Raw genomic sequence first — 26278 nt, forward strand, 5'->3', positions numbered from 1 at the left:
GCGGTGAGCTTGGCCCGGGAGAAGGCGAGGATGAAGTGCCGCCGGCCCCAGAGCTGACGGACGTACTCGACGAGGGACGGCCGTGCGCCGCTGACGGACAGCCCGTACTTGGCGGCCAGCTCTGCCGCCGTGAGGCCCTCGTCGGGCGACACGGGCGCGCTGACCGCGACTGTGCCGTCGTGCGTTGTCTCACTCACTGGTGGTCAAACTTTCGTCCTCGAGATGCGCGGCCCGGCGGGCCTGGCATGAGCCGGGGAGCCTGGGTGCGGCCCCGATGTTCCCGGACACGAGCTTGTCAGATGACGGGGGGCCGGCCCAGTCTGGTCAGCCGCCACACCGTACGCCACTTCATGGGCCGCCGGGGACCGCAGGGGGTGGTCAGACCCTCGCGGAATCCGCCGAACCAGGCCTTCAGCGCCGGGCGCGAGGGCCGGCGCAGGAGCGTCAGCAGCATCCAGACGCCCAGGTACACCGGGGCGAGGAGGGCGGGGAGGTTGCGGCGGGCGAGCCAGACCCGGTTGCGGGCGACCATGCGGTGGTAGACCGCGTGCCGCGAGGGCGCGGTCGTCGGGTGGTACAGCACCATGTCGGACCGGTAGTCGATCATCCAGCCGGCGTCGAGGGCCCGCCAGGCCAGGTCGGTCTCCTCATGGGCGTAGAAGAACTCGTCCGGCAGCCCGCCGACCTCCGCGAAGACCTTGGTGCGTACGGCGTTGGCGCCGCCGAGGAAGGTGGTGACCCGGGAGGAGCGCATCGGGTCGGAGGCGCGCAGCCGGGGCACGTGGCGGCGCTGGGTGACCCCGGTCTCCGGATCGGCGATGCGGAAGCTGATGATGCCGAGCGCCGGGTCGGCCGTGAACGCCTCGCGGCACAGCTCGGCGGTGTCGTGGCCGGCGAGCAGGCCGTCGTCGTCGAGGAACAGCAGGATGTCGACGTCCCGGCCGCCGGGGCCGAAGGCCTCGATGCCGATGTTGCGGCCGCCGGGGATGCCGAGGTTCTCCGGCAGCTCCACGGTGCGCACGCCCTCGGGGACGTCGGGGACGGGCGAGCCGTTGCCGACGACCACGGCCTGGATCCGGTCGCCCTCCTGCTTCGCGACCGAGTCCAGCAGGGCGCGCAGTTCGTCGGGTCGGTTGCCCATGGTGATGATCACCGCGCCGACCTTCATACCGGCACTCACTTCAGCCTGCTGGAGGCGAGGACGGAGACGAGGTGCAGCACGGTCTGCAGCAGTGCGATGCCGGCGAGTACGGCGGTGCCCAGCCGGGTGAAGAACAGGTCGCCCCGGGTGGCGTCGAGGATCGCCAGGAGCAGGATCAGCAGGGACGCCTCGATGCCGAGGATGAGCCGGTGGAACTTGAGCGCGGCGGCGGCCCTGCGGGCCAGGGCCATGCCGGAGGAGCGCGGTTCGGAGGCGGCCTCCTGCACCGGGGGCAGTCCGCCCTGGTGGCGGGCGACGCCGACCAGGTCGGTCTCGGCCTTGACCAGGATCGCGCCGAGCGCGGCCAGGGTGCCGAGGAAGGCCCACAGCCAGTCGATGCGCCCGGAGCCCCACAGGTCGGCGGCGCGCAGACCGAGTCCGACCAGGACGGCGGCGTCGCACAGGTAGGCGCCGACCCGGTCGAGGTAGACCCCGCCGAGCGAGTACTGCTTCTTCCAGCGCGCGATCTCGCCGTCGACGCAGTCCAGCAGCAGGTACAGCTGCACCATCACCACGCCGAGGACGGCCCCCGCGATCCCCGGCACCAGCAGGGCCGGGGCCGCGAGGACACCGCAGACGGTCATCAGGTACGTGAGCTGGTTGGGCGTGACCCTGGTGTTCACCAGGTAGCGGTCCACCCGCAGGGACACCTCGCGCATGTAGAGGCGTCCCATCCAGTGCTCACCGCTGCGCCGGTCCTTGACCCCCGCGGGGTGCACGACCGGACGGAGTTCAGCTACCGATGGCCTTGACATAGTCGGCGTAGACGTCCTTGATCTGTTCGGTCTTCAGGTCGAGATGTTCGAGGATGGTGAAGCGGCCCGGGCGGGTCTCCGGGGCGAATTCGACGGCCCGGACGAACTCGTCCGCCGTGAAGCCGATCTCCTCCGGCAGTACCGGCAGACCGTGGCGGCGCAGCACGCCGGCCATGTGCGCCGACTCCTCGTGCGCTCCCCGCAGGTACATCGCGAAGGCCGCGCCCAGTCCGCACTGCTCGCCGTGGGCGGCGGCCCGCTTGGGGTAGAGCAGGTCGAAGGCGTGGTTGATCTCGTGGCAGGCCCCGGAGGACGGCCGCGAGTCGCCCGACACCGACATGGCGATGCCGCTGAGCACCAGTGCCTCGGCGAGCACCTGGAGGAAGTCGTTGTCGCCGATGCCGCCCGGGTGGCGCAGCACGGACTCGCCGGCCTGCCGGGCCATGGCCGCGGCGAGCCCGTCGATCCGCTCGCCCTTGACCTTGCACGCCAGTTCCCAGTCCGCGATGGCGGACACGTTGGAGACCGCGTCCCCGATCCCGGCGCGCACGTAGCGCACCGGGGCCTCGCGGATGACGTCGAGGTCGATGACGACGGCGATCGGGTTGGGCACGCCGTAGGAGCCGCGGCCCGCGTCGTTGTCGAGGGTGGCGACCGGCGAGCACAGTCCGTCGTGCGCGAGGTTCGTCGGTACGGCGACCAGGGGCAGGCCCACGCGCGCCGCCGCGAACTTGGCGCAGTCGATGATCTTTCCGCCGCCGAGTCCGACCACGGCGTCGTAGTGGCCGGCCTTTATGGCGCCGGCCAGCCGGACCGCGTCGTCGAGGGTGCCGCCGCCGACCTCGTACCAGCTCGCGCCGGGCAGTGAGGGGGCGATCCGCTCGCGCAGCCGCGCCCCGGAGCCGCCGCTGACGGCGACGGCGAGCCGGCCGGACTGCGAGATGCGCTCGTCGGCGAGGACACAGCCCAGGTCGTCGAGGGCGCCGGGGCGGATGTCGACGACGAGCGGGGAGGGGATGAGCCGGGTCAGTACTGGCACGCGATCTCCCGTCCGCGGGCGAGGTCGTCGTGGTTGTCGATCTCCACCCACTTGACGTCGCCGATCGGCGCCACGTCGATGCGGAAGCCGCGGTTGACGAGCTCCTGGTAGCCGTGCTCGTAGAACTGCTGCGGGTCGGTCTCCCAGACGGTCTTCAGCGCGTCGGCGAGCTCGGGGGCGGCGTCGCCCTCGATCAGGGTGACGCCGATGTACTCGCCGGTCGCCTCGGCCGGGTCCATCAGCTTGGTGATCTTCGTCATTCCCCTGGCGGGGTCGGCGACGACCTTCATCTCCTCGTCGGCCAGCGACTTCACGTCGTCGAGGGCGAGGATGATCTTCCTGTCCCCGCCCCGGGCGGCGAGCAGGGTGCGCTCGACGGAGACCGGGTGCACGGTGTCGCCGTTGGCGAGGATCACGCCGTCCTTGAGGGCGTCACGGCCGCACCACAGGGAGTAGGCGTTGTTCCACTCCTCGGCCTTGTCGTTGTCGATCAGGGTGAGCTTGAGGCCGTACGTGCGCTCCAGGTCCGCCCGGCGCTCGTAGACGGCTTCCTTGCGGTAGCCGACGATGATCGCGGCCTCGGTGAGGCCGACCTCGGCGAAGTTGGCGAGGGTGAGGTCGAGGACCGTCGGTTCGCCCTCTATGCCCGCGGGCCCCACCGGCACCAGCGCCTTGGGAAGGCTGTCGGTGTAGGGGCGCAGACGCCGTCCGGCGCCGGCCGCCAGCACGAGGCCGATCATGCGGGTTCTCCTTCATCGTGTACGGCGGGCGCCCCTGCGGACGCCCAGAAGCGGATGCTCTCGGCGAGCACCAGCAGGGCCACGGCCACGGCGAGCACCGTGAGCGCGACCGTGAACTGCGGGACGGTGAGCAGCGCCGCGAGGACGGCGACCGCCAGGACGCGGCCCTCGTGCCCCCCGATCGCCCGCACCAGCCAGTGCGGCGGCGCGCCCGCGTTGCCGCGGATGCGGTAGACCGTGTCGTAGTGATGGTAGGCGACCGCGGCCACCAGTCCGTAGGCCGCGGGAAGGGCTCCGTTCACGTCCGCGTGGGCCGCCAGGGCCAGCACGGTGCCGTATTCGGCGGCGCGGAGGAAGGGGGGGACGAGCCAGTCGAGGGGGCCCTTGAGGGGGCGGGCGACGGCGACGGCGGAGGTCAGGACGTGGACGCAGGCGGCGAGGACGGTCCATGGGGCACCGAAGCCGGTGAGCGCGGCCGTGGCGACGACGGCGAGGCCGCCGAGCAGCGCGACGGCGGGGGCGGCGAAGCCGGGGAGGCGGCGCGCGGGGGCCTTCAGCAGCCCGCCCAGGGGCTCGGCGAGCGGCCCGGAGTCGGCGAGGTCCGCCAGCGCCCGGGCGGCCCGGTCGGTGCGCCTGGCCTTGCGGGTGAGCGAGCGCAGCACCCGGCCCGCCGTGGTGTACGCGGCGGCGAAGGCGCAGCCGATGAGCAGCGCGTAGAAGGTGATCCGGGGGGTGGTGACGGCCGTGAGGACGGCGATCATCGCCCAGCGTTCGCCGATCGGCAGGACGATCATGCGGCGCAGCCAGACGGTCCAGCCGACGCTGTCGAGTCTGTCGGAGAGGGCCGCGGTGGGGCTGGTGTTGCCGGTGGCGTCGTGGTTGGCCTCGTTGAAGGAGAAGTCGACCACGTGCCGGCAGGTCTGGAGCACCATCGCGCCGAGGGCGAGGGCCCATACGTCGTCGCCGCCCCGGGCCGCCCCCAGGGCGAGGCCGGCGTAGTACGCGTACTCCTTGGCGCGGTCGAAGGTGGCGTCGAGCCAGGCGCCGAGGGTGGAGTACTGCAGGGAGTAGCGGGCGAGCTGGCCGTCGGCGCAGTCGAGGACGAACGAGGCGATGAGCAGGACGCCGGCGGCGACGAAGCCGGGGCGGGTGCCGGTGGCGGCGCAGGCGGCGGCTATCAGCGCGGTGAGCAGGGAGGCGGTGGTGACCTGGTTGGGGGTCAGTCCGCGGCGGGCGCACCAGCGGGCGACGTAGCGGGAGTAGGGGCTGATGAAGTGGGTGGTGAAGAACCCGTCGCGGGCCTTGACCGCGGACTTCAGGCGTATGGCCTCGTCGTCGACGGAGGCGACGGCCTGCCGGGCCTCGTTGCGGGCCTGGGGGTCGGCGGGGACGGTGGCGACGAGGCTGCCGAGCTCGGGACGGTGCACGTCGGCGCCGTCGGTGTCGAGGGCGGTGACCACGCGGTCGGCGAGGCTGTCGACCAGGGTGTCGCCGCCGGGCGCCTCACCGGAGGAGTTCTCGCGGGCCAGGGCGCGGGCCAGGGCCTGCCGGCCGGTCTGCTGGGCGGTGACGGCGCCGGGGATCGCGGCGACCGGGAAGCGGGGGTCGGTGAGGCCGAGGCGCAGCGCGTGCACATGGCCCACGAAGCGGGCGTCGACCACGGCGACCCGCTGCCCCGCGGGGACCGCGGCGAGCAGGGTCTCTGCCTCGGCGGCGCCGGACGCGATCCGTACGTCGAAGCCGAGGGAGCGCAGGTCCCCCTCGAGCGACGAACCGGGGACCGGCAGGCCGGTGAGGATGGCGGTCGACAACCGAATCTCACTCCCTGGGTGCCGACGCGTCCACGTCGGCCATGTACATGGTGAGGCGCCCGCGCGGGGGCCTCCGGGCAGCATGTCGGCAGAGGCTATCGGATCCCCGGAAGCCCACGTTCACCACCCGTTCGGCGGTTGGATCGACGTGGTTCGCCCGCGTCGCTGCCGCGATCATCATCGGGGATCCGGGGCCGCGCCCACAAACCGCGCCCGTGGGAAGACCGTTCACCGCGGGCCGAAGACCGTCGATTCGGGACATATCCGCATGCCCGTCCGGTCGGCGGGGCTCGGCATAGGGTGGACGACCATGACTTGGCTGATCACCGGCGGAGCCGGTTACATCGGGGCACATGTGGTGCGGGCCATGGCGGACGCCGGGGAGGAGGTCGTCGCCCTGGACGACCTCTCGTCCGGCGTACCGGGGCGGCTTCCGGCCGGCGTACCGCTGGTCAGGGGGTCGTCGCTGGACGGCGAGCTGCTGAAGCGGGTGCTCGCGGAGCACCGGGTGACGGGCGTGCTGCACCTCGCCGCGCGCAAGCAGGTCGCCGAGTCCGTGGCCCAGCCGGTCCGGTACTACCGGGAGAACGTGGGCGGTCTCGCGACGCTGCTGGAGGCCGTGGCGGAGGCCGGGGTCCGCCGCTTCGTCTTCTCCTCGTCCGCGGCCGTGTACGGCGACCCCCGGGTGGACCTCATCACGGAGGACACGCCCTGCGCCCCGGTGAACCCCTACGGCGAGACCAAGCTCGCCGGGGAGTGGCTGGTGCGGGCGGCCGGCCGCGCCCACGGCATCTCCACGGCCTGCCTGCGCTACTTCAACGTCGCGGGGGCGGCGGCGCCGGAGCTGGCCGACACCGGGGTCTTCAACATCGTGCCGATGGTCTTCGACCGGCTCACCCGCGACGAGGCCCCGCGCATCTTCGGCGACGACTACCCGACACCGGACGGTACGTGTGTCCGCGACTACATCCACGTGGCCGATCTGGCCGAGGCGCACCTGGCGGCGGCCCGCGTGCTGTCGGACGGGGGCCCGGCCGGAGATCTGACGCTGAACATCGGCCGCGGCGAGGGCGTCTCCGTGCGCGAGCTGATCACGGCCATCGGCAAGATCACCGGCGACACCCGGGCCCCGGTCGTCGAGGCCCGCCGGCCCGGCGACGCCCCCCGCGCGGTGGCGTCCGCCGCCCGCGCGAGCGAGCTGCTCGGCTGGAGCGCCCGCCGTTCGGTGGACGAGATGGTCGACTCGGCCTGGCAGGGCTGGCAGCTCCGCCACGCCCCCGCCCAGGGGCAGTGAGGCTGCCCTGACCTGCGGATCGTTTCCGCAGGTCAGGGCAGATGACAACGGTGTTCAGTGCCGCGTTGCCCCATACCCCCCACCCGTAGTTCACTGTCACTCGGCAGTCGGTCACGGAAAGGCGGCGCACATGGGGGCTGGGCACGATCACGGGCACGCGCACGGAGCGCTCGCCGGCGGAACCGCCAGTGCGGCGTACCGCGGCAGACTGCGGGTGGCGCTGGCGATCACGCTCGGTGTCATGGTGGTCCAGATCGTCGGCGGCGCGCTGGCCGACTCGCTGGCCCTGGTCGCGGACGCGGCCCACATGGCGACGGACGCCGTGGGCCTGGGCATGGCGCTGCTCGCGATCCACTTCGCGAACCGCCCGCCGAGCGAGCGCCGCACCTTCGGGCTGGCCCGCGCGGAGATACTCGCCGCCCTGGCCAACTGTCTGCTGCTGCTCGGCGTCGGCGGCTACGTGCTGTACGAGGCGGTCCAGCGGTTCATCACCCCGGCCGACACCCAGGGCGGCCTCGCGATGGTGTTCGGCGCCATCGGTCTGGCCGCCAACCTGGTGTCGCTGAGCCTGCTGATGCGGGGGCAGAAGGAGAGCCTCAACGTGCGGGGCGCCTTCCTGGAGGTGGCGGCGGACGCGCTCGGCTCGGTCGCGGTGATCCTGGCCGCCCTGGTGATCGTCACCACCGGCTGGACGGCCGCGGACCCGATCGCCTCCCTGGTGATCGCGCTGATGATCGTGCCGCGCACCGTGAAGCTGCTGCGCGAGACCCTGGACGTCCTGCTGGAGGCGGCGCCCAAGGGCGTCGACATGGCCCAGGTGCGGGCGCACATCCTGGCCACCCCGGGGGTCGAGGACGTGCACGACCTGCACGCCTGGACGATCACCTCGGGGATGCCCGTCCTCTCCGCGCACGTGGTCGTGAGCACCGACACGCTGAGCGCCATCGGGCACGAGAAGATGCTGCACGAGCTGCAGGGCTGCCTGGGCGATCACTTCGACGTGGAGCACTGCACCTTCCAGCTCGAGCCCAGCGGGCACGCCGAACACGAGGCCCGTCTCTGCCACTAGGGCCTGCCGCCTGCCGTCAGGGAGGCGCGCGGGGGTCCGGGAGGCGCGCGGGCGTGCCCGTGCGCCGGGGAACGCAGCCGTCCGCCCCCGCGGTGGCGCCGCTTTCCCCGCGCCGCTCCGCGGCGGGCGCATGTCCCGGGCCGCCGGGGGCACGATCAGCTGCGGGCCCGGTCCCCCGCCCCGGCCGGTGCGACCGCCCTCCGCGCCGGGCGCGGGACATGCGGGTGAGGACCGGAGTGCCGGGAGTGCCGGATTCGTGCGGCAGACTGGGGCGCGAAGACCGAGTGAAGGATGGGTATGCCGATCACACCTGCCACCGCGACGAACAGCCCGTCGAACGGCACCGCCGAGCCGATTTTGCTGGAACTGGTCGACGAGGACGGCGTGACGATCGGCACCTCCGAGAAGCTCGCCGCCCATCAGCCGCCGGGGCGGCTGCACCGGGCGTTCTCGGTGTTCCTGTTCGACGAGCGCGGACGGCTGCTGCTCCAGCAGCGGGCGCTGGGCAAGTACCACTCGCCCGGTGTGTGGTCCAACACCTGCTGCGGTCACCCCTACCCCGGTGAGGCGCCGTTCGCCGCGGCGGCCCGGCGGACCTTCGAGGAGCTGGGGGTGTCGCCCTCGCTGCTGGCGGAGGCCGGCACGGTCCGCTACAACCACCCGGACCCGGCCTCGGGCCTGGTGGAGCAGGAGTACAACCACCTCTTCGTCGGCATGGTGCAGTCGCCCCTGCGGCCGGACCCGGAGGAGGTGGCGTCCACCGCGTTCGTGACCCCGGCCGAGCTGGCCGAGCGGCACGCGAAGGACGTCTACTCGGCCTGGTTCATGACCGTCCTGGACGCGGCCCGCCCGGCGGTGCGGGAACTGACGGGACCGTCGGCGGGCTGGTGACGCCGGGCGGACCCGGCGCGCCCCACGGCTGACGGGAGTCCGGCGGCAGGGTTTTAGACGATCTGCGCGGGTTTGAGCGGCAGGGCGGCCCAGATCACCTTGCCGCCGGTCGCGGTGTGCTCGACCTCGCAGGCACCACCCGCCTCCCGGGTGATCTCGCGCACCAGGAGCAGTCCCCGGCCCCCGGTGCGGGCGTGGTCGGCCTCCAGGGCGGTGGGCCGGTAGGGGTGGTTGTCCTCCACGGCGACCCGGATCCACTCGGCGCCGACGGCGACCTCCACGCCGAGCACCGGTGACAGCAGCGCCGCGTGCCGTACGGCGTTGGTCACCAGTTCCGAGACGATCAGCAGCAGTCCCTGGACCACGTCGTCCGCGACCGGAACCCCCTGCCGCAGCAGCAGGTCACGCACGGCGTGCCGGGCCTGCGGGACCGAGGCGTCCACGGCCGGGGCGGTGAACCGCCAGACACCTTCGTACGGCAGCGGATCGCCACCTTCACGCTCGATTGTGACCACACGTCGAGTGTTGATACCGATCGGCTCGACCCTTCGACACTGAACAGAAGTCAGCGAATATCGAGCGATTCCGACCGTTGGCGTATGACACGGTCGATTGCGGGACCGTTCCCGTCCGCCTTGTGCCGTCCCGGGAAACTATTCGGGTTGTACGGGTTTGGCGGTGGGCCCGTCCTCCGTCCGCCGCGCCTCCTCACCGGCCAGCCGGTCGGAGACCATGCCGACGATGCGGCGCCCTCCGTACCCGGTGGCGATCAGGCCGAGCCCGTCGAAGAGCAGGGAGAGGGAGAAGAACGTCCCGATGACGTACTGGCTGCTGCTCGGCCAGGTGCCCAGCACCAGGATGCCCAGCAGCAGACCGAAGGCTCCCTGGACCAGCGTCCAGCCGAACTGCGGCCCGCGCACCACCAGGCTGCCGACCAGGCGGAACAGCCCGCCGGTGAGGAACAGCAGCGCGGCGAACATGGTCAGCGCCTCGGCCGCCGCCTCCGGCGTCTTCAGCACCACCACACCGGCCGCGATGTTCAGGGCGGCGACGACCACGCCGAGCCAGAAGAAGTTGGTGTGCCGCGCCTGGACGGCGTGCAGCAGCCCGATCACACCGCCGATCAGCAGCAGCCAGCCGAACAGCAGCATCGAGGTCAGGGTGGCGACACCCGTGTACACCAGGCCGACCAGCCCGGCGACGACCAGGATCACCCCGAGCACGGCGAGCCAGCTGAAACCGCGGCTCAGCTTCGCGGCCTCGCCCCGGGGCCCGGCGGTGTTGGCGGTCTTGGCCATGAGTGCCTCCTCGCTCCTGTCCCCTCCCCCAGTCTCCGCCGTCCGTCCCTCCCCCGCCGGACGACCGGGATCCTGCCGTCCGGCGCGCCGACCGGGGCGGCTAGCATCCGGCGCATGGAGCCGCAGCTGCTGCACACCGTCACCGACTCGGTCGCCACGGTCGTCATCCGCCACCCGGAGAAGCGCAACGCCATGACGGCCGCGATGTGGGGTTCCCTGCCGCCGCTGCTGGAAACGCTGGCCGCCGACCCGGGGGTGCGGGCGCTGGTCCTCACCGGTGCGGGCGGCACGTTCTGCGCCGGGGCGGACATCTCCACGCTCCAGGGGTCGCCGCTGGAGGCGCAGCGGCTGGCCGTGGCGGCGGAGGAGGCGCTCGCCGCCTTCCCCAAGCCGACGCTGGCCGCGGTCCGCGGTCACTGTGTGGGCGGCGGGGCGCAGCTGGCGGCGGCCTGCGACCTGCGGTTCGCCGAGGAGGGGGCCCTGTTCGGGGTGACCCCGGCGAAGCTGGGCGTGGTCTATCCGGCTTCGGCCACCCGGCGGCTGGTCTCGCTGGTGGGCCCGGCGACCGCCAAGTACCTGCTGTTCTCGGGCGAGTTGATCGACGCCGGGCGGGCGCTGCGCACGGGTCTGGTGGACGAGGTGCTGCCCGGGGGCGAACTGGACGAGCGTGTCGCGCGGTTCACGGCGATCCTGGCCTCCCGCTCACAGCTCACGCAGGCCGCGGCGAAGGAGTTCGCCGACGGCCGCACCGACCGGGACCCGTACTGGAGCGACCGGGCGCGGGAGAGCGGCGACACCGCGGAGGGCGTCGCCGCGTTCCTGGAGCGCCGGACCCCGCACTTCACCTGGAGCGTGTCCACGTCGGAACGGAGCGGCTCCGCGACCTGACCTCCGCGACGGGGTGCGCGGGCGCCTTCTCGCGCCGTGCATGTTGAAGCGTGGACGAGGTACCCGGGATCTTCCGGCCGGAGCGGCCGGGGGACGAAAGGGGAGAATCGTGTTCCGTGCCATCGCGGATGTCCTGCGTCAGATCGGCGGGGCCGTCGCCACCGTGGTGACGCTGCCGTTCCGGGCGCTCGCCCGGCTGTTCGGCGGGGCCTCCTCCGCCACGCGTGGCCGTCGCGCCTGAGCCCGCCCGTGCGATGTCCGGGCGAGTCGCCGCCCTGATCCCCGATTGTCGGCGTCACCTGCCACAATTGCCGCGCAACCTCAGTGGAGAAGGCGGTACGGGAACGTGACGACACCCCTCGCAGGGTCCATCGAAGGCAGGATCGCCGAGGAGCTCGGCGTACGGGAGCGGCAGGTCAGGGCCGCCGTCGAACTGCTCGACGGCGGTTCGACGGTGCCCTTCATCGCCCGCTACCGCAAGGAAGCGACCGAGATGCTCGACGACGCGCAGCTGCGCACGCTCGAGGAGCGGCTGCGCTATCTGCGGGAGCTGGAGGAGCGTCGTACGGCGATCCTGGAGTCGGTACGCGAGCAGGGCAAGCTCACCGACGAGCTCGAGTCCCGGATCCGGGGCGCGGAGACCAAGGCGCGCCTGGAGGACATCTACCTGCCGTTCAAGCCGAAGCGGCGCACCAAGGCGCAGATCGCGCGCGAGGCGGGCCTGGAGCCGCTGGCGGAGGGGCTGCTCGGTGATCCGGGGGTCGACCCCCTCGCCGCGGCCGCCGCGTTCGTGGACGCCGGCAAGGGTGTCGACGGTCCGCAGGCCGCGCTGGACGGCGCGCGGGCGATCCTCACCGAGCGGTTCTCGGAGGACGCCGACCTGATCGGCGAGCTGCGCGAGCGGATGTGGGTGCGCGGACGGCTGGCCGCGAAGGTGCGCGAGGGCAAGGAGGAGGCGGGCGCGAAGTTCTCCGACTACTTCGACTTCGCCGAGCCGTTCACCGAGCTGCCCTCGCACCGGATCCTGGCGATGCTGCGCGGCGAGAAGGAGGAGGTCCTCGACCTCGTCCTGGAGCCGGAGGAGCCCACCGACGGGCCGTCGTCGTACGAGGGGATCGTCGCGCACCGGTTCGGGATCGCCGACAGGGGCCGCCCCGCCGACAAGTGGCTGGGCGACACGGTCCGCTGGGCCTGGCGCACCCGCATCCTGGTGCACCTCGGCATCGACCTGAGGCTGCGGCTGCGCACGGCGGCGGAGGACGAGGCGGTGCGGGTCTTCGCGGCGAACCTGCGCGACCTGCTGCTCGCCGCCCCGGCCGGCACGCGCGCGACGCTGGGCCTCGACCCGGGTTTCCGTACGGGTGTGAAGGTCGCCGTGGTGGACGCCACCGGCAAGGTCGTGGCCACCGACGTGATCCACCCGCACGTCCCGGCGAACCGGTGGGACGAGGCGGTCGCCAAGCTGGCGCGGCTGGCGAAGGAGCACGCGGTCGAGCTGATCGCGATCGGCAACGGCACGGCGTCCCGCGAGACCGACAAGCTCGCCGGTGAGCTGATCGCGAAGCACCCGGAGCTGAACCTGACCAAGGTGATGGTGTCGGAGGCGGGCGCCTCCGTGTACTCGGCCTCCGCGTTCGCCTCGCAGGAGCTGCCGGACATGGACGTGTCGCTGCGCGGCGCGGTGTCGATCGCGCGCCGGCTCCAGGACCCGCTGGCCGAGCTGGTGAAAATCGACCCGAAGTCGATCGGGGTCGGCCAGTACCAGCACGACCTGTCCGAGGTGAAGCTGTCGCGTTCGCTGGACGCGGTGGTGGAGGACTGTGTGAACGGCGTGGGGGTGGACGTCAACACCGCGTCGGCGCCGCTGCTGGCCCGGGTCTCCGGCATCACCTCGGGGCTGGCCGAGAACATCGTGGCGCACCGGGACTCCAACGGGCCGTTCCGCTCGCGCGGTGAGCTGAAGAAGGTGACGCGGCTCGGTCCGAAGGCGTACGAGCAGTGCGCGGGCTTCCTGCGGATCCGCGGCGGCGACGACCCGTTGGACGCCTCCAGCGTGCACCCGGAGGCCTACCCGGTCGTGCGGCGCATGGTGAAGACGTCCGGTGAGCAGGTCGCCGCGCTGATCGGGAACACGGCGGTGCTCCGGTCGCTGAGGCCGCAGGAGTTCGTGGACGAGACGTTCGGTCTGCCGACGGTGAGCGACATCCTGAAGGAACTGGAGAAGCCGGGGCGCGACCCGCGGCCCGCGTTCAGGACGGCCGTCTTCAAGGAGGGCGTGGAGAAGATCTCCGACCTGGCCTCCGGGATGGTGCTGGAGGGTGTCGTCACGAACGTCGCCGCGTTCGGGGCGTTCGTCGACGTCGGTGTCCACCAGGACGGGCTGGTGCACGTCTCCGCGATGTCGAAGACGTTCGTGAAGGACCCGCGGGACGTGGTGAAGCCGGGTGACATCGTCAAGGTGAAGGTCCTCGACGTGGACATCCCGCGCAAGCGGATCTCGCTGACGCTGCGGCTGGAGGACGAGGCCGCGCCGCAGGGGCAGGCGTCCGGCGGTGAGCGGCGGCAGCGTGGCGGACGGCCGCCGCAGCAGCGCCAGGGCCGCGGGGGCGGCGGTGGCGGCGGTGGCGGCGCGCGTCAGGCGCCCGCGCCGGCGAACAGCGCGATGGCCGACGCCCTGCGCCGGGCGGGTCTCGTCGACCCGAAGAGCGGCAGGCGCTGACCTCTCGCCGGGCCCGTCTCCCTCCGCCGCGCGAGACGGGCCCGGCGCATTGACGTGGTCGGCCTGTCGGTGGCACGGGTCGTCACGTGGGCGGTCACGGCGAGCGAGGCGTGCGAGACCGCCCGGGCCGGGCTCGGCCGGGACGCGCTACGGGCCCGCGGCCGGGGCGTCGGGCCCCTTCCGGAGCCGTACTGGATCACGTACGGGCTCGAGACGGCGGGCGGCTTCGTGGCCCGGCGGCCGGCGCTGACCGCCGAGGACGCCTCCGGAAGCCGCTCCCTCGACCTGCGCCACGACGGCCGGGGCGGCTGGAGCGCCGACGGTGAGCGGCTCCCCGCTCCGGGCGGCGGCCCGGGTCTGTGCCCGCTGACCGACACCGTGCCGGTGCCGCGGCACGGGCTGCTCCGCGGGCCGGGCGAGCGGGAGTTCGTTCGCTACGCGTCAGACCTCAGCAGCGATCCGGAGTTCGGCGAGGACGGCCGCGTCGTCGACTGCTCCCGGCCGGCGCGGCGGCTGGGGACGCCTCAACGCTCGGTCACCTTGCCGTCGGCGACCTCCAGACGGCGGGTGACGTGGACCGCGTCGAGCATGCGGCGGTCGTGGGTGATCAGCAGGAGCGTGCCCTGGTAGGCGTCGAGGGCGGATTCGAGCTGTTCGATGGCCGGCAGGTCCAGGTGGTTGGTCGGCTCGTCGAGGACCAGGAGGTTGACGCCCCGGCCCTGGAGGAGGGCCAGGGCCGCCCGGGTGCGTTCGCCCGGGGAGAGTCCGGCCGCCGGGCGCGTCACGTGGTCCGCCTTGAGGCCGAACTTGGCCAGGAGCGTGCGGATGTCGGACGGTTCCAGGTCCGGCACCGCCGGGCGGAAGGCGTCGAGCAGTGTCTGCGGACCGTGGAACAGTGCCCGGGCCTGGTCGACCTCGCCGAGCAGGACGCCCGAACCCAGGGCGGCGTGCCCGGCGTCCAGCGGAACCCGGCCCAGGAGGGCGCCGAGCAGGGTGGACTTGCCGGCGCCGTTCGCGCCCGTCACCGCGACGCGGTCGGCCCAGTCGATCTGCAGGGAGACCGGGCCGAGGGTGAAGCCGCCGCGGCGGACCTCGGCGTTCCGGAGGGTGGCGACGACCGCGCCCGAGCGGGGGGCCGACGCGATCTCCATGCGCAGATCCCACTCCTTGCGCGGCTCCTCGACCACCTCCAGGCGCTCGATCATGCGCTGGGTCTGCCGCGCCTTGGCGGCCTGCTTCTCGCTGGCCTCGCTGCGGAACTTGCGGCCGATCTTGTCGTTGTCGCCGCCGGCCTTGCGGCGGGCGTTCTTGACGCCCTTGTCCATCCAGGTGCGCTGCATCTGGGCCCGGTCCTGGAGCGCGGCCCGCTTGTCGGCGTACTCCTCGTACTCGTCCCGGGCGTGCCGGCGGGCCACCTCCCGTTCCTCCAGATAGGCCTGGTAGCCACCGCCGTAGAGGTTGATCTGCCGCTGGGCGAGGTCGAGTTCGAGGACCTTGGTGACGGTGCGGGTGAGGAACTCGCGGTCGTGGCTGACGACGACCGTGCCGGCCCGCAGTCCGGCCACGAAGCGTTCGAGGCGCTCCAGGCCGTCCAGGTCGAGGTCGTTGGTCGGCTCGTCGAGGAGGAAGACGTCGTAGCGGGACAGGAGCAGGGAGGCGAGTCCGGCGCGGGCGGCCTGGCCGCCGGAGAGCGAGGTCATCGGCTGGTCGAGGCCGACGGCGAGACCGAGCGCGCCGGCGACTTCCTCGGCGCGCTCGTCGAGGTCGGCGCCGCCCAGGGACAGCCAGCGCTCCAGGCTCGTGGCGTACGCGTCGTCCGCGCCGGGCGCTCCGTCGACCAGGGCCTGGGTCGCCTCGTCCATCGCCCGCTGGGCCTCGGCGACACCGGTGCGGCGGGCCAGGAACTCCCGCACGGTCTCGCCGGGCCGGCGCTCCGGTTCCTGCGGGAGGTGCCCGACGGTCGCGGTGGGCGGGGAGAGGCGCAGCTCGCCCTGTTCCGGTGCGGCGAGCCCGGCGAGCAGGCGCAGCAGCGTGGACTTGCCCGCGCCGTTGGCGCCGACCAGGCCGATCACGTCACCGGGGGCGACGACGAGATCGAGACCGGTGAAGAGCGAGCGGTCGCCGTGCCCGGCGGCGAGGTTCTTGGCGACGAGGGTGGCAGTCATCAGACCGCCGATCCTAGTGCCCGCGCCCGGACGGCCGGGCCGCGGCCCTCACCGTCCGACGGCCGTCACCAGCACCGTCCCGCCGGCGCGTGCCACGACGTACGCCTCGCCCCGCACCGCCTTGGCGTCCAGGAGGACGCGGTGCCGGCCGGGTTCCAGGACGCCGTCGAAGAGGTCCTGCGCGTGGGCGCGGGAGAGACGGTCGACGCGGTACGCGGTGAGCCGCACCCGGCAGGACGAGGTGACCTCGAGCTCCGCGGCGCCGGGGCGGGCGGTGAGCTCCGTCAGCCGGCGCCGCTGCGGCGGACCGGCGTCCAGGGCCTGTTCGGTCTGGGCCACGAGCAGCGGCACCACGGGCGCGAGTCCGTCGACGCAGGGGACGTCGAGGCCGGCGGTGGTGAAGGCGCGGCGCACGGTGTCGCGCTGTCCGGCGCCGACGGAGCGGCCGAAGACGACGGCGCCGTAGGTCCGCAGTTCGTCGGCGGGGACGCCGTCGGCGTCCTGGGCGATGTCGGCGCCGATGCCGATGGTGCGCAGGGCGGCGGCGAGCCGGGCGAGCGGGGCGGCGCGGGCGCCGATGAGCAGGACCCGGCGGCGGGCGCCGGGGGTGTCGCCGTTCAGGAGGGCGGCGAGGGCCGCACGGTACTCGGTGCCGCGGAAGCGGAACGGCCCCATGCCGTGGTAGCCGTTGAGTTCCAGATCGGCGTGCGTGTCGGTCTGCCAGGCGAAGTCGCGCCAGATGACGTCCTCGCCGTCGTGCTCGATGACGGCGGTGACCGCGCCGCAGGCGAGGTCCTCGCACTCGGGGCAGCCGTAGACGATGAACCGGCCGGCGGGCAGAGGCGCCTCGGTCTCCAGCAGCAGGCTGCGGACCTGGGCGGTGAAGAGGGAGGGCGGGACGTCGGAGGCGAGCGGGGAGACGGCGTCCAGGTCGGAGAGACGGAAGAGCAGCGGGCATCCGTCGACGACGAAGTCGACGAAGTCCCGGTGGACCTGGTAGTCACCGCCTGCGAGGAGTCCACCGGCTCTCGTCGCCGGTGCCAGGCCGAAGGTCGCGTACTCGGCAGACATGCTGTGAGTATTCCCCCCGCGGGCCGCACCCGCGCACGGCATGGCACATTCCGCTAACGTCCGGCCGATGGAGACCGAACTGGACGGCGATGTCCTGGTGATCGGCGGTGGTGTCATCGGGCTGACCACGGCCGTGGTGCTCGCCGAGCGCGGTGCACGGGTACGGCTGTGGGCGCGGGACCCGGTCGGGCGGACCACCTCGGCGGTTGCGGGGGCGCTGTGGTGGCCGTACCGGATCGAGCCGCTCGCGTCGGCGCGGGCGTGGGCGCTGCGGTCGCTGGACGTGTACGAGGAGCTGGCCGAGCGGCCGGACGTCACCGGCGTACGGATGGTCGAAGGAGTACTGGGCGAAACGGCCCTGGACGAGGTCGACGCGTGGGCGGCGGCGCGGCTGCCGGGCCTGCGGCTCGCGACGGCGCGGGAGTATCCGGCGGGGCCGGGGGTGTGGGCCCGGCTGCCGCTCATCGACATGCCGGCCCATCTGCCGTGGCTGCGGGAGCGGTTGCTGGCGGCGGGCGGTGCGGTCGAGGCGCGTACGGTGACGGACCTGACGGAGACGGACGCGCCGGTCGTGGTCAACTGCACGGGGCTGGGGGCGCGGGAGCTGGTGCCGGACCCCTCCGTGCGGCCGGTGCGGGGGCAGTTGGTCGTCGTGGAGAACCCGGGGATCCGTACGTGGACGGTCTCCACCGGGCCGGACGGCGCGATGGCGTACTTCTTCCCGCAGCCGGGGCGGCTGGTGCTGGGGGGTACGGCGGAGGAGGACGTCTGGTCCGCGGAGCCGGACCCGGCGGTGGCCGAGGCGATCGTGCGGCGGTGTGCGGCGCTGCGTCCGGAGATCGCCGGCGCCCGGGTCCTGGAGCACCGGGTGGGTCTGCGCCCGGCACGCGGCACCGTCCGCCTGGAACGCGCCCCGCTGCCCGGCGGCCGGGTCCTGGTGCACAACTACGGTCACGGCGGCGCGGGCGTCACCGTGGCCTGGGGGTGCGCGGAGGAGGCGGCGGCGCTGGCCGCCGGGTGAAGCGGTGCCGCCCCGGCCCGCGGGCGGGGTCGGGGCGGTGCGGGAGGGGCCGGCTCGCGGCGGTCAGTGTTTGCCGATGGGGTCGCCCTCCACGTCGGTGCCGCGGCCCGGGCCGACACGGAGTTCGAACTCGCCGTCGTACTTCGTGTGGCCCTCGATGACCGCGAGTTGCACCGCCTCGGTGGCCATCTCGTCGCGCACGATGAGCGGGTCGCGCCGCAGGTCGCGCATGAGCGCCGCACACATGAAGAGCATCACGAGGACGAACGGGGCCGCCGCGAGGATCGTGAGGTTCTGCAGACCGGTCAGCGCGTCGCCCTGGCCGCTGCCCACCATCAGCATGATCGCCGCCACGGCGCCGGTGACCACACCCCAGAACACGACGACCCAGCGGCTGGGTTCGAGCACTCCCTTCTGCGAGAGGGTGCCCATCACGACGGAGGCCGCGTCGGCGCCGGAGACGAAGAAGATGCCGACGAGGATCATCACCAGCAGGCTGGTGGCGGTGGCGATGGGGTACTCCTGGAGCACGGCGAAGAGCCGGCCCTCGGGGGTCGTCTCGTCGCCGAGCCGGTTCTGCTCCTGGAGCCGCATCGCCGAGCCGCCGAAGATCGCGAACCAGACCAGGCTGACCGTGCTGGGGACGAGGATGACCCCGCCGATGAACTGGCGGATGGTGCGGCCCCGGCTGATGCGTGCGATGAACATGCCGACGAAGGGCGTCCAGGAGATCCACCACGCCCAGTAGAAGACGGTCCAGCTGCCCAGCCAGTCGGCGACGCCCTCCCCTCCGCTGATCTCGGTGCGGCCGGCGAGGTCGGGCAGGTCGCCGAGGTAGGCGAAGACCGACGTCGGCAGCAGGTCGAGGATGAGGATGGTCGGGCCCGCGACGAACACGAACAGGGCGAGGACCAGCGCCAGCACCATGTTGGTGTTGGACAGCCACTGGATGCCCTTCTCCACGCCGGAGACCGCGGAGGCCACGAACGCCACGGTCAGCACCGCGATGATGCCGACCAGCAGCCCGGTGCTGACCTTGTCCATCCAGTCGAGCTTCTCCACCCCGGAGCCGATCTGCAGGGCGCCGAGGCCCAGCGAGGCCGCGGACCCGAAGATCGTCGCGATGATGGCGAGCATGTCGATGACCCGGCCGCCGAGGCCACCGGCGTTCTTCTCACCGATGAGCGGGGTGAAGACGGCGCTGATGGTCTGGCGCCGGCGCCGGCGGAAGGTGCTGTAGGCGATGGCGAGGCCGACCACCGCGTAGATGGCCCACGGGTGGAGCGTCCAGTGGAACAGGGTGGTGGCCATGGCCGTCTCCATGCGGTCGCCGGAGTCGGCCGGGCCGGTGCCGGGCGGGGGTGTCGTGTAGTGCGCCAGCGGCTCGCTCACGCCCCAGAACATCAGGCCGATGCCCATGCCGGCGCTGAACATCATGGCGATCCAGGAGACCGTGCGGAACTCGGGCTCCTCGCCCTCGGCGCCGAGGTGGATCCGGCCGTAGCGGCTGGCCGCGAGCCAGAGGGCGAAGACCACGAAACCGGAGGCGGCCAGCATGAACCCCCAGCCGCCGTTGTGCATCAGCCCGCCGAGCATGCTGCTGGAGGTGTCCTGGAGGGAGTCCGTCCAGACGGCGCCCCAGAGCACGAACGCGAGGGTGAGTACGGCGGTGACGCCGAACACCACCCGGTCGGTCCGCGGGTGCCCCCGGCCCGGCAGGCCCGCTTCGGAGCCCGGCAGCGGGCCTGCCGTATGGTCCCTGTCGTTGTGCTGGTCCTGCGTCACGGGCGGCACCTTTCGTCAGAGCCGTTGGGCGAAGAGCACTCCTCCCGATAGCCCCTTACCACCTTTGGCGCGGAACTCACCTGTTCAGCAGGACGGGACGGCCTCTCCTTCCGCCAGGTGGTAGGTGGCCCGCCCGTCCAGGAGCAGCGGCACGAGGGCGCGCAGCGACTGCCGCAGCGGTACGAGGACGCCGTCGGCGTCCTCGCGGACGTGTACGCCGTGCAGGGCCAGCTCGTCCCCGACGTCGGCGTACTGACCGGGCGTGAGACGGTAGCCGCACGGCGGGTCGGTGATCACCTCGGACGGTTCGGGCGGGTCGTTGTCGGCGCCGCCCAGGTGGACGGGGCCGGTGTCGGCGTATCCGGCACCACGGGCGCGGGCGGTGGCCGCCCCGACCTCGCCCCGGCGTTCCCCGGCGAAGCGGACGAGGCCCTTCACCGCGGCGAGCTGGGAGTCCACCCTGCGCCGGTTGTTGAGCGCCTCGTCGGCCCGTTCGGCGTCGGTGAGGGGGTCGACGCGGCTCTCGATGAGCAGTCCGACGCCGTGTTTGATTCCGGACATGTTGCGCAGGATGCGTTCCTGTCCGTCGCCGGCGGTCTGGCGGATCGGTTCGCCGGTGACGGGGTCGGTCCAGATGCCGTAGGTGCCGGTCGAGTGTCCGGCGGCGCCCGCGGCGGGCCGCACGTAGTCGTGGGACAGGGTCCGTGCGGCGTCGTGGACCGCGGGGTGGGTGTTGAGGTTGCGGGGCCACAGGTCGAACAGGTCCTTGTCGTAGTACGGGGGTGTGGCGCCGTACTCGTGCAGGTCGTAGACGATGTCGGGGCGCCGGTCGCGGATGACGGCGGCCAGGGCGCGGCCCTCGGCGGTCCTCAGGGCGAGGTGGTCACGGTTGATGTCGACGCCGTCGCCGTTGCCGCGGGTGTCGGCGGCCCGGCCGTCGGGGTTGGCGGTGGGGACGACGAGCACGGTGGTGCGTTCCAGGAAGCGGCGGGTGCCCCGGTCCTCGGCGTACGCCAGGTCGCGGACGGTGCTGAGGCAGGCCTCGCGGCCGGAGGGTTCGTCGCCGTGCTGGCTGCACACGAGCAGCATCGTGTGGGGGGTGCGGCCGGTGCCGATGCGGACGAGCCGGAGCGGGCGGCCTTGTCCGGTGGTGCCGATGCGGCTGACGGAGACGCGGCCGCTCGCCCGGTCGACGGCGGTGAGGAACCGCTGTTCCTCGCTCTGGGTGGTCCAGCGGGCGCCGTCGCTCCGCTCGAATCCGGTGCGCGGCGGGGCGTCGGCGGCCTCGGCGGCCGACGCGGTGACGAGGGAGCCGGCGAGGGCGGCGGCGGCGAGGATCAGGGCGCGTTTCACCGGGCCTCCCCGGGGACGCGGTGGGCGGTGGCGTCGGGCCGTCCGACACCGTCCAGGACGGTGTGCGGGGCGGTGTGCGGGGCGGTGGTGTGCGTGCCGGCCGTGGCGCGGGCGAACGCGGCGGTTCCGCCGGTGAACGGGACCCGGGCGGAGGTGCGGGCCAGGTCGAGGGTGAGGGTGGGGGTGTCGGCGGGAGGGTCGATCAGGCCGCGGTCGGTGCCGGCGACGATCAGTGCCAGGCGGTGGCCCTCGGGGACGACGTGGTCGGTGGCGGCGAGGTCGAGGCTGATCGTGTACCGCTTTCCGGGAGTGAGCGGCTCGCCCCTGCCGTCGTCGGCGTGGTGGCCGAGATCGGCCCAGCCGCGGCTGACGATCGTGTACTCGACGTCGGTGGTGGTGGCGCGGGTCTCCTTGAAGCAGGAGCTGTCGCCCTCGGTGCTCGGGCCCCAGCAGGTGCGCTCGGGAAGGGTGGTGACGCCTTCTCCGCGGTCGGTGTAGTCGCGGACGGTGTCGGGGCCGAGGTCCACGAGGACGGCGGAGAGGTGGGCCGTCGGGGTGCTGGGGGTGGCGGTGACGGTGACCTCGGAGGCGCCGGACAGGCGCAGGTCGCGGGTGAGCGGGCCGGTGACGAAGCCCGCCTTGTCGGGGGTCGGGGTGTCGACGCGGGCGGCCCAGTCGGTCTCGCTCAGCCGGGGGTCGTCGGTGAAGGACTCGGTGCCCCTGCCCCGGCGCAGGCCCAGGGTGCCGACGCCGGCCTCGTCGCCCTCGGCGGGGCGCAGGATCGTGGCGTGCGTGCCGCGTGGCGGCCAGGTCGCCGAGGTGACCCACTGGTCGGGACGGCGTTCGATGTCGGCCATGGGTTCGCGGTCGATGCCGTTGTCGTAGCCGAGGAGTTCGTGGTCGAACCAGCGGTGCAGGGTGCGGACCCACTCGGCGCGGCGGAAGTCGAAGGGGTCGACATGGCCCGTCTGCGAGAGCCAGATCTTGCGTTGCACGCCGTTCTCGGCGAGGGCGTCCCACCAGGGGCCGACGTGCTGCATCCGCACGTTGAGGTCCTGCATGCCGTGCACCAGGAAGACGCTCGCCCGCACCTTCTTCGCGGCGCGCGTGTAGTCGCGTGCGGTCCACAGCGGGGTCAGGTCGCCGGTGCGCGGGGCGCCCTCGACGAGTTCGCGCTGGACCGCGCCGCACGCGGCGCGGGCCTCGGGGGTCTCGACGTACTGGGAGAGCCAGTCGGGGCCGGAGTCGTAGAGCGGGGCGCCCTGGTCGAAGTAGTAGTCGTACCAGGAGGAGATGGCGGCGATCGGGACGATGGTCTCCAGGCCCTCGACTCCGGTGGCGGCGACGCCATTGGCGATGGTGCCGTCCCAGCTCTTTCCGATCATGCCGGTGCGGCCGTTGGTCCAGTCGGCCTTCGCCCGTTCGGTGCCGTTGCGGCTGGTGTAGGCCTTGCCGCGGCCGTTGAGCCAGTCGACGACGGCCTTGGCGGAGCGGATGTCGGAGCGGCCTCCCACGTCCACGCAGCCGTCGGAGCGGTTGGTGCCGGCCAGGTCGACGCCGACGACGGCGTAGCCGCGCGGGACGAAGTAGTTGTCGTAGAACAACGGCATTTGGACGACGTCGCCGTTCGCGTCGTACGTCTTCTTCTGGCTCTCGTTGCCGCGCCCGCAGCAGGAGTAGTACGGGCTGGCGTCCATGATGACGGGCACCTTGCGGCCCCGCCGGTCGGGTTCGCGGGGCCGGACGATGTCGACGGCGACCCGGTCGGTCGCTCCGTCCCGGTCCTCGTCGAGGCCGGTGTCCACCCAGACGGCCTCGCGGATGGCGTCGTCGTAGGAGTGGACGGGCCGGCTCTCGCGCGGCGCGGACTGTGCCGCGGCGGGCGTGAGCAGGGTGGCCGTCAGGGCGGCGGTGGCCGCCGTCGCGAGCGTTCTCCAGGTCGTGAAGCGCGTGCGTTTCGGCATGCGCGGACGGTACATCGGTGAACACCCGTGCAGAAGAGCGCGTCTGACGGGTCGTGGAGCGCGGGTTGGCCGGAATCAGGCGCGTGGCCGGTGTGTCGGTCCCCGTGGTCGTACACCGTCACCGGTATCCCGATGATCTTGACGCCCTTCGCCGACGGAACGGTGGCGTCACCCCGGACGTATGTGATCCCCGACATGCCGCCACCGTAGGGGCCGGCACTGACAACGGGACGGCCCCGAGTGACAGCGGAGGTGTCACAGCAGTGGTGGTACAGCGATACTGCTGCACATGACGACCGAGACCGAGGCCCTGACGATCGACGAGCTGGCGGCCCGGGCCGGGGTCACCGTGCGCACGGTGCGCTTCTACGGCACGAAGGGGCTGCTGCCGCCGCCGGTGATCGGCCCCCGGCGGGTCGGCCGGTACGGCAGGGAGCATCTGGCCCGGCTGGAGCTCATCGAGGAGCTGCAGAGCCTGGGCATGACGCTGGCGGCGATCGAACGGTATCTGGGGCAGCTGCCGCCGGACCTGAGTGTGCGGGACCTGGCCATTCAGCGCGCGGTGGTGGCGTCGTGGGCCCCGGGCACCGTGGAGGCGGTGTCGCGCGGGGAGCTGGAGCGCCGCGCGGGGCGTGCGCTGGGCGAGGAGGACCTGAAGCGGCTGGCGGCGATGGACGTCGTGGAGCGGACCGGCGGCGACCCGGACGGCGAGGTCTTCCGGGTCGACGCAGGTCTGCTGCGGCTCGGCGTCGAACTGCTGGACGTACCGCTGTCGCACGAGACGGTCCTCGCCGCCCGTGCCGCGCTCACCGAGCACTCCCGCGCGGCCGCCCGCGAGCTGTCGCGGCTGCTGCGCGACGCGGTGGCGGACAAGGACGCGCGGGATGTGCGGTCCCTGTCCGCCCGGATGCATCCGCTCGTGGTGCAGGCGCTGCTCACCACCTTCCAGCGGTCGCTGAAGGAGGAGCTGCGGGAGTGGCTCGACGAGGAGGGGTGAGGCCCGCCGGCCGGGGTCAGCGGGCGTCCTGGAACACCTCTCCCTTCTCCGCCTTCTCCACCAGCAGGGCCGGCGGGGCGAAGCGCTCGCCGTAGCGTTCGGCGAGTTCACGCGCGCGTGCGACGAATCCGGGCAGGCCGCCGTCGTAGCCGTTGATGTACTGCAGGACGCCGCCGGTCCAGCCGGGGAAGCCGATGCCGAGGAGGGAACCGATGTTGGCGTCGGCGACGGACGTCAGCACGCCCTCCTCCACCAGCCGGACGGTGTCCAGCGCCTCGGAGAACAGCATGCGTTCCTGCATGTCACGGAAGGGGATCCGGTGGCCCGGCCGGGTGAAGTGCTCGCGCAGTCCCGGCCAGAGGCTGCCCCGCCTGCCGTCCTCGCCGTACTCGTAGAAGCCGGCGCCTCCGCTGCGGCCCGGGCGGCCGAACTCGTCGATCATGCGGTCGACGACGGCCTCGGCGGGGTGTGCGGTCCAGGTGCCGCCGGCCTCCTCGACGGCCCGCTTCGTCTCGTTGCGGATCCTGCGCGGCAGGGTGAGGGTCAGCTCGTCCATCAGGGAGAGCACCTTGGCCGGGTAGCCCGCCTGGGCGGCGGCCTGCTCCACGGAGGCGGGCTCGATGCCCTCGCCGACCATGGCGACGCCCTCGTTGATGAAGTGCCCGATGACGCGGGAGGTGAAGAAGCCGCGCGAGTCGTTGACGACGATCGGGGTCTTGCTGATCTGCCGGACCAGGTCGAAGGCGCGGGCCAGCGCCTCGTCGCCGGTGCGCTCGCCCTTGATGATCTCGACCAGCGGCATCTTGTCGACGGGCGAGAAGAAGTGCAGCCCGATGAAGTCGCCCTGGCGTTCGACGCCCTCCGCGAGGGCGGTGATGGGCAGGGTGGAGGTGTTGGAGCAGAGCAGCGCGTCGGGGGCGACGACGTCCTGGATCTCCTGGAACACCTTGTGCTTGAGGGAGGTGTCCTCGAAGACGGCCTCGATGACCGCGTCGCAGCCGGCGAGGTCGGCGGCCTCGGCGGTGGGCGTGATCCGCGCGAGGAGCGCGTCGGCCTTCTCCTGGCTGGTGCGGCCCTTGGCGACGGCCTTGGCGCAGAGCTTCTCGGAGTAGCCCTTGCCCTTGACGGCGGCTTCGAGGGAGACGTCCTTGAGGACGACGTCGATCCCCGCGCGGGCGCACGAGTAGGCGATGCCCGCGCCCATCATCCCGGCGCCGAGGACGGCGACCCTGGTGACCTTGCGGGGCTCGATGCCCTGGGGGCGGTTCGCGCCGGAGTTGACGGCCTGGAGGTCGAAGAAGAACGCCTGGATCATGTTCTTCGACGTCTGTCCGGCGGCCAGTTCCACGAAGTAGCGCGCCTCGATGACCTGGGCGGTCTCGAAGTCGACCTGGGCGCCCTCGACGGCGGCGGCCATGATGTTGCGCGGGGCCGGGTAGGGGGCGCCGCCGGTCTGCTTGCGCAGGTTGGCGGGGAAGGCGGGGAGGTTGGCGGCGAACTTGGGGTGGGCGGGGGTGCCGCCGGGGATGCGGTATCCGGGCCGGTCCCAGGGCTGGGCGGACTCGGGGTGGGCGTCGATGAAGGCGCGGGCCTTGGCGAGCATGTCCTCGCGCGTGTCGGCGATCTCGTCGACCAGGCCGTTCTCCAGGGCACGGCGCGGGTTGTACTGGGTGCCCTGGAGGAGCACCTTCAGCAGCGCGTCGGTGATGCCGAGCATGCGCACGGTGCGGACGACACCGCCGCCGCCGGGGAGCAGGCCGAGGGTGACCTCGGGGCAGCCGATCTTGGAGCCGGGGGCGTCGAGGGCGATCCGGTGGTGGCAGGCCAGGGCGAGTTCGTAGCCGCCGCCGAGGGCCGCGCCGTTGATCGCGGCGACGACGGGCTTGCCGAGGGTCTCGATGCGGCGCATCTGGCGCTTGAGCGCCATGCCGCCGTCGAACAGGTCCTGCGCCGTCTCGGGCGTCACGCGGATCAGGTCGCGCAGGTCGCCGCCGGCGAAGAAGGTCTTCTTCGCGGAGGTGATGATGACGCCGCGGATGGTGTCCTTCTCGGCCTCCAGGCGGTCGGTGATCACGGCGAGGGAGTCGCGGAACGCCGCGTTCATGGTGTTGGCGGACTGGTTCGGGTCGTCGATGACGAGGGTGACGACGCCGGTGCGGTCCTGTTCCCAGCGGATGGTGGTGCTCTCGGTCATGAGGGAGTCTCCGTTAGAGGTGG

General features: G+C 72.8%; 22 protein-coding genes and 1 pseudogene. 9 read left to right on the plus strand and 14 right to left on the minus strand.

Annotated elements, in window-relative coordinates; all coding sequences use genetic code 11:
• The 6 genes and pseudogenes from ACZ434_RS07785 to ACZ434_RS07810 all read right to left on the minus strand — a co-directional run.
• A pseudogene (locus tag ACZ434_RS07785) lies at nucleotides 1–197 on the minus strand (ABC transporter permease); the annotation flags it as partial.
• Nucleotides 198–295: 98 nt separating this feature from the next.
• Complete coding sequence (locus ACZ434_RS07790) at nucleotides 296–1180, minus strand: glycosyltransferase family 2 protein (protein ID WP_468452954.1); 885 nt, start codon at nucleotides 1178–1180, stop codon at nucleotides 296–298.
• Nucleotides 1177–1920, minus strand: coding sequence for a CDP-alcohol phosphatidyltransferase family protein (locus ACZ434_RS07795; RefSeq protein WP_468452956.1), 744 nt, complete (start codon nucleotides 1918–1920; stop codon nucleotides 1177–1179). The genes ACZ434_RS07790 and ACZ434_RS07795 overlap by 4 nt, the downstream gene beginning before the upstream one ends.
• Before the next feature lie 13 nt (nucleotides 1921–1933).
• Nucleotides 1934–2995 carry an iron-containing alcohol dehydrogenase family protein gene (locus tag ACZ434_RS07800; RefSeq protein WP_468452958.1) on the minus strand — a complete coding sequence of 354 codons (1062 nt, stop codon included), beginning with the start codon at nucleotides 2993–2995 and terminating at the stop codon, nucleotides 1934–1936.
• The gene (locus tag ACZ434_RS07805) at nucleotides 2983–3735 is read right to left on the minus strand and encodes a phosphocholine cytidylyltransferase family protein (RefSeq protein ID WP_468452960.1); all 753 of its coding nucleotides are present in this window, start codon (nucleotides 3733–3735) and stop codon (nucleotides 2983–2985) included. Before ACZ434_RS07805 ends, ACZ434_RS07800 begins: the two co-directional genes overlap by 13 nt.
• Nucleotides 3732–5546, minus strand: a complete 1815-nt coding sequence (locus ACZ434_RS07810; RefSeq protein WP_468452962.1) for a DUF5941 domain-containing protein — start codon at nucleotides 5544–5546, stop codon at nucleotides 3732–3734. The genes ACZ434_RS07805 and ACZ434_RS07810 overlap by 4 nt, the downstream gene beginning before the upstream one ends.
• A gap of 310 nt (nucleotides 5547–5856) precedes the next feature.
• On the opposite strand from ACZ434_RS07810, the gene galE reads away from it, so the two are divergent.
• The 3 genes from galE to idi all read left to right on the plus strand — a co-directional run bounded on the left by galE (nucleotide 5857) and on the right by idi (nucleotide 8800).
• A complete protein-coding gene (gene galE / locus ACZ434_RS07815; RefSeq protein ID WP_468452964.1) occupies nucleotides 5857–6840 on the plus strand; it encodes a UDP-glucose 4-epimerase GalE in 984 nt (327 codons plus the stop codon).
• Between the two features lie 130 nt (nucleotides 6841–6970).
• Entirely contained in the window at nucleotides 6971–7909 is a 939-nt protein-coding gene (locus tag ACZ434_RS07820; RefSeq protein WP_468452966.1) for a cation diffusion facilitator family transporter, read from the plus strand.
• A 297-nt stretch (nucleotides 7910–8206) separates the two neighbouring features.
• Nucleotides 8207–8800 (plus strand): isopentenyl-diphosphate Delta-isomerase, encoded by a 594-nt coding sequence (gene idi / locus ACZ434_RS07825; protein ID WP_468452968.1) that lies wholly within the window; start codon nucleotides 8207–8209, stop codon nucleotides 8798–8800.
• 53 nt (nucleotides 8801–8853) lie between these two features.
• Here idi and ACZ434_RS07830 read toward each other — a convergent pair whose 3' ends face one another.
• Together ACZ434_RS07830 and ACZ434_RS07835 are read right to left on the minus strand one after the other, a co-directional pair.
• A complete protein-coding gene (locus tag ACZ434_RS07830) occupies nucleotides 8854–9315 on the minus strand; it encodes an ATP-binding protein (protein ID WP_468452970.1) in 462 nt (153 codons plus the stop codon).
• Nucleotides 9316–9453: 138 nt separating this feature from the next.
• A complete protein-coding gene (locus ACZ434_RS07835; RefSeq protein WP_468452972.1) occupies nucleotides 9454–10098 on the minus strand; it encodes an HdeD family acid-resistance protein in 645 nt (214 codons plus the stop codon).
• 114 nt (nucleotides 10099–10212) lie between these two features.
• Here ACZ434_RS07835 and ACZ434_RS07840 point away from each other — a divergent pair, with 114 nt between their 5' ends.
• From ACZ434_RS07840 to ACZ434_RS07855, 4 genes are all read left to right on the plus strand, one after another.
• Nucleotides 10213–10986: an enoyl-CoA hydratase/isomerase family protein gene (locus tag ACZ434_RS07840; protein WP_468452974.1), complete on the plus strand. Its 774-nt coding sequence runs from the start codon at nucleotides 10213–10215 to the stop codon at nucleotides 10984–10986.
• A gap of 109 nt (nucleotides 10987–11095) precedes the next feature.
• Nucleotides 11096–11227, plus strand: coding sequence for an LPFR motif small protein (locus ACZ434_RS07845; protein ID WP_271321520.1), 132 nt, complete (start codon nucleotides 11096–11098; stop codon nucleotides 11225–11227).
• Between the two features lie 105 nt (nucleotides 11228–11332).
• Nucleotides 11333–13705, plus strand: coding sequence for a Tex family protein (locus ACZ434_RS07850; protein WP_468452977.1), 2373 nt, complete (start codon nucleotides 11333–11335; stop codon nucleotides 13703–13705).
• 69 nt (nucleotides 13706–13774) lie between these two features.
• Complete coding sequence (locus ACZ434_RS07855) at nucleotides 13775–14335, plus strand: putative glycolipid-binding domain-containing protein (protein WP_468452979.1); 561 nt, start codon at nucleotides 13775–13777, stop codon at nucleotides 14333–14335.
• On the opposite strand, the gene ACZ434_RS07860 is transcribed toward ACZ434_RS07855, so the two are convergent.
• Nucleotides 14230–15870, minus strand: a complete 1641-nt coding sequence (locus tag ACZ434_RS07860; RefSeq protein WP_468452981.1) for an ABC-F family ATP-binding cassette domain-containing protein — start codon at nucleotides 15868–15870, stop codon at nucleotides 14230–14232. The two genes, ACZ434_RS07855 and ACZ434_RS07860, sit on opposite strands and share 106 nt — an antisense overlap.
• Before the next feature lie 48 nt (nucleotides 15871–15918).
• Nucleotides 15919–16941 (minus strand): oxidoreductase, encoded by a 1023-nt coding sequence (locus ACZ434_RS07865; protein WP_468452983.1) that lies wholly within the window; start codon nucleotides 16939–16941, stop codon nucleotides 15919–15921.
• 67 nt (nucleotides 16942–17008) lie between these two features.
• On the opposite strand from ACZ434_RS07865, the gene ACZ434_RS07870 reads away from it, so the two are divergent.
• Nucleotides 17009–17962 (plus strand): FAD-dependent oxidoreductase, encoded by a 954-nt coding sequence (locus ACZ434_RS07870; protein ID WP_468452985.1) that lies wholly within the window; start codon nucleotides 17009–17011, stop codon nucleotides 17960–17962.
• 63 nt (nucleotides 17963–18025) lie between these two features.
• Here ACZ434_RS07870 and ACZ434_RS07875 read toward each other — a convergent pair whose 3' ends face one another.
• The 3 genes from ACZ434_RS07875 to ACZ434_RS07885 form a co-directional block, all read right to left on the minus strand.
• Entirely contained in the window at nucleotides 18026–19747 is a 1722-nt protein-coding gene (locus tag ACZ434_RS07875) for a BCCT family transporter (protein WP_468452987.1), read from the minus strand.
• Nucleotides 19748–19831: 84 nt separating this feature from the next.
• Entirely contained in the window at nucleotides 19832–21100 is a 1269-nt protein-coding gene (locus tag ACZ434_RS07880) for a M14 family metallopeptidase (protein WP_468452989.1), read from the minus strand.
• Nucleotides 21097–23064 carry a Xaa-Pro dipeptidyl-peptidase gene (locus ACZ434_RS07885; RefSeq protein ID WP_468452991.1) on the minus strand — a complete coding sequence of 656 codons (1968 nt, stop codon included), beginning with the start codon at nucleotides 23062–23064 and terminating at the stop codon, nucleotides 21097–21099. Before ACZ434_RS07885 ends, ACZ434_RS07880 begins: the two co-directional genes overlap by 4 nt.
• Before the next feature lie 289 nt (nucleotides 23065–23353).
• Between ACZ434_RS07885 and ACZ434_RS07890 the strand changes: the two genes are divergently transcribed.
• Nucleotides 23354–24061, plus strand: a complete 708-nt coding sequence (locus ACZ434_RS07890) for a MerR family transcriptional regulator (protein ID WP_468452993.1) — start codon at nucleotides 23354–23356, stop codon at nucleotides 24059–24061.
• Between the two features lie 16 nt (nucleotides 24062–24077).
• Here the strand turns inward: ACZ434_RS07890 and ACZ434_RS07895 are convergent, their stop codons facing one another.
• Complete coding sequence (locus ACZ434_RS07895) at nucleotides 24078–26255, minus strand: 3-hydroxyacyl-CoA dehydrogenase NAD-binding domain-containing protein (RefSeq protein WP_468452995.1); 2178 nt, start codon at nucleotides 26253–26255, stop codon at nucleotides 24078–24080.
• Nucleotides 26256–26278 lie beyond the last annotated feature (23 nt).

It is taken from the genome of Streptomyces sp. NPDC030893 (assembly GCF_055571535.1).

Excerpts from the sequence above, each read along its gene's own strand:
- ACZ434_RS07805 (WP_468452960.1), bottom strand. The coding sequence starts at position 3,735 with ATGATCGGCCTCGTGCTGGCGGCCGGCGCCGGACGGCGTCTGCGCCCC.
- galE (WP_468452964.1), top strand. The coding sequence starts at position 5,857 with ATGACTTGGCTGATCACCGGCGGAGCCGGTTACATCGGGGCACATGTG.
- ACZ434_RS07820 (WP_468452966.1), top strand. The coding sequence starts at position 6,971 with ATGGGGGCTGGGCACGATCACGGGCACGCGCACGGAGCGCTCGCCGGC.
- idi (WP_468452968.1), top strand. The coding sequence starts at position 8,207 with ATGCCGATCACACCTGCCACCGCGACGAACAGCCCGTCGAACGGCACC.
- ACZ434_RS07835 (WP_468452972.1), bottom strand. The coding sequence starts at position 10,098 with ATGGCCAAGACCGCCAACACCGCCGGGCCCCGGGGCGAGGCCGCGAAG.
- ACZ434_RS07840 (WP_468452974.1), top strand. The coding sequence starts at position 10,213 with ATGGAGCCGCAGCTGCTGCACACCGTCACCGACTCGGTCGCCACGGTC.
- ACZ434_RS07860 (WP_468452981.1), bottom strand. The coding sequence starts at position 15,870 with ATGACTGCCACCCTCGTCGCCAAGAACCTCGCCGCCGGGCACGGCGAC.
- ACZ434_RS07865 (WP_468452983.1), bottom strand. The coding sequence starts at position 16,941 with ATGTCTGCCGAGTACGCGACCTTCGGCCTGGCACCGGCGACGAGAGCC.
- ACZ434_RS07870 (WP_468452985.1), top strand. The coding sequence starts at position 17,009 with ATGGAGACCGAACTGGACGGCGATGTCCTGGTGATCGGCGGTGGTGTC.
- ACZ434_RS07885 (WP_468452991.1), bottom strand. The coding sequence starts at position 23,064 with ATGCCGAAACGCACGCGCTTCACGACCTGGAGAACGCTCGCGACGGCG.
- ACZ434_RS07890 (WP_468452993.1), top strand. The coding sequence starts at position 23,354 with ATGACGACCGAGACCGAGGCCCTGACGATCGACGAGCTGGCGGCCCGG.
- ACZ434_RS07895 (WP_468452995.1), bottom strand. The coding sequence starts at position 26,255 with ATGACCGAGAGCACCACCATCCGCTGGGAACAGGACCGCACCGGCGTC.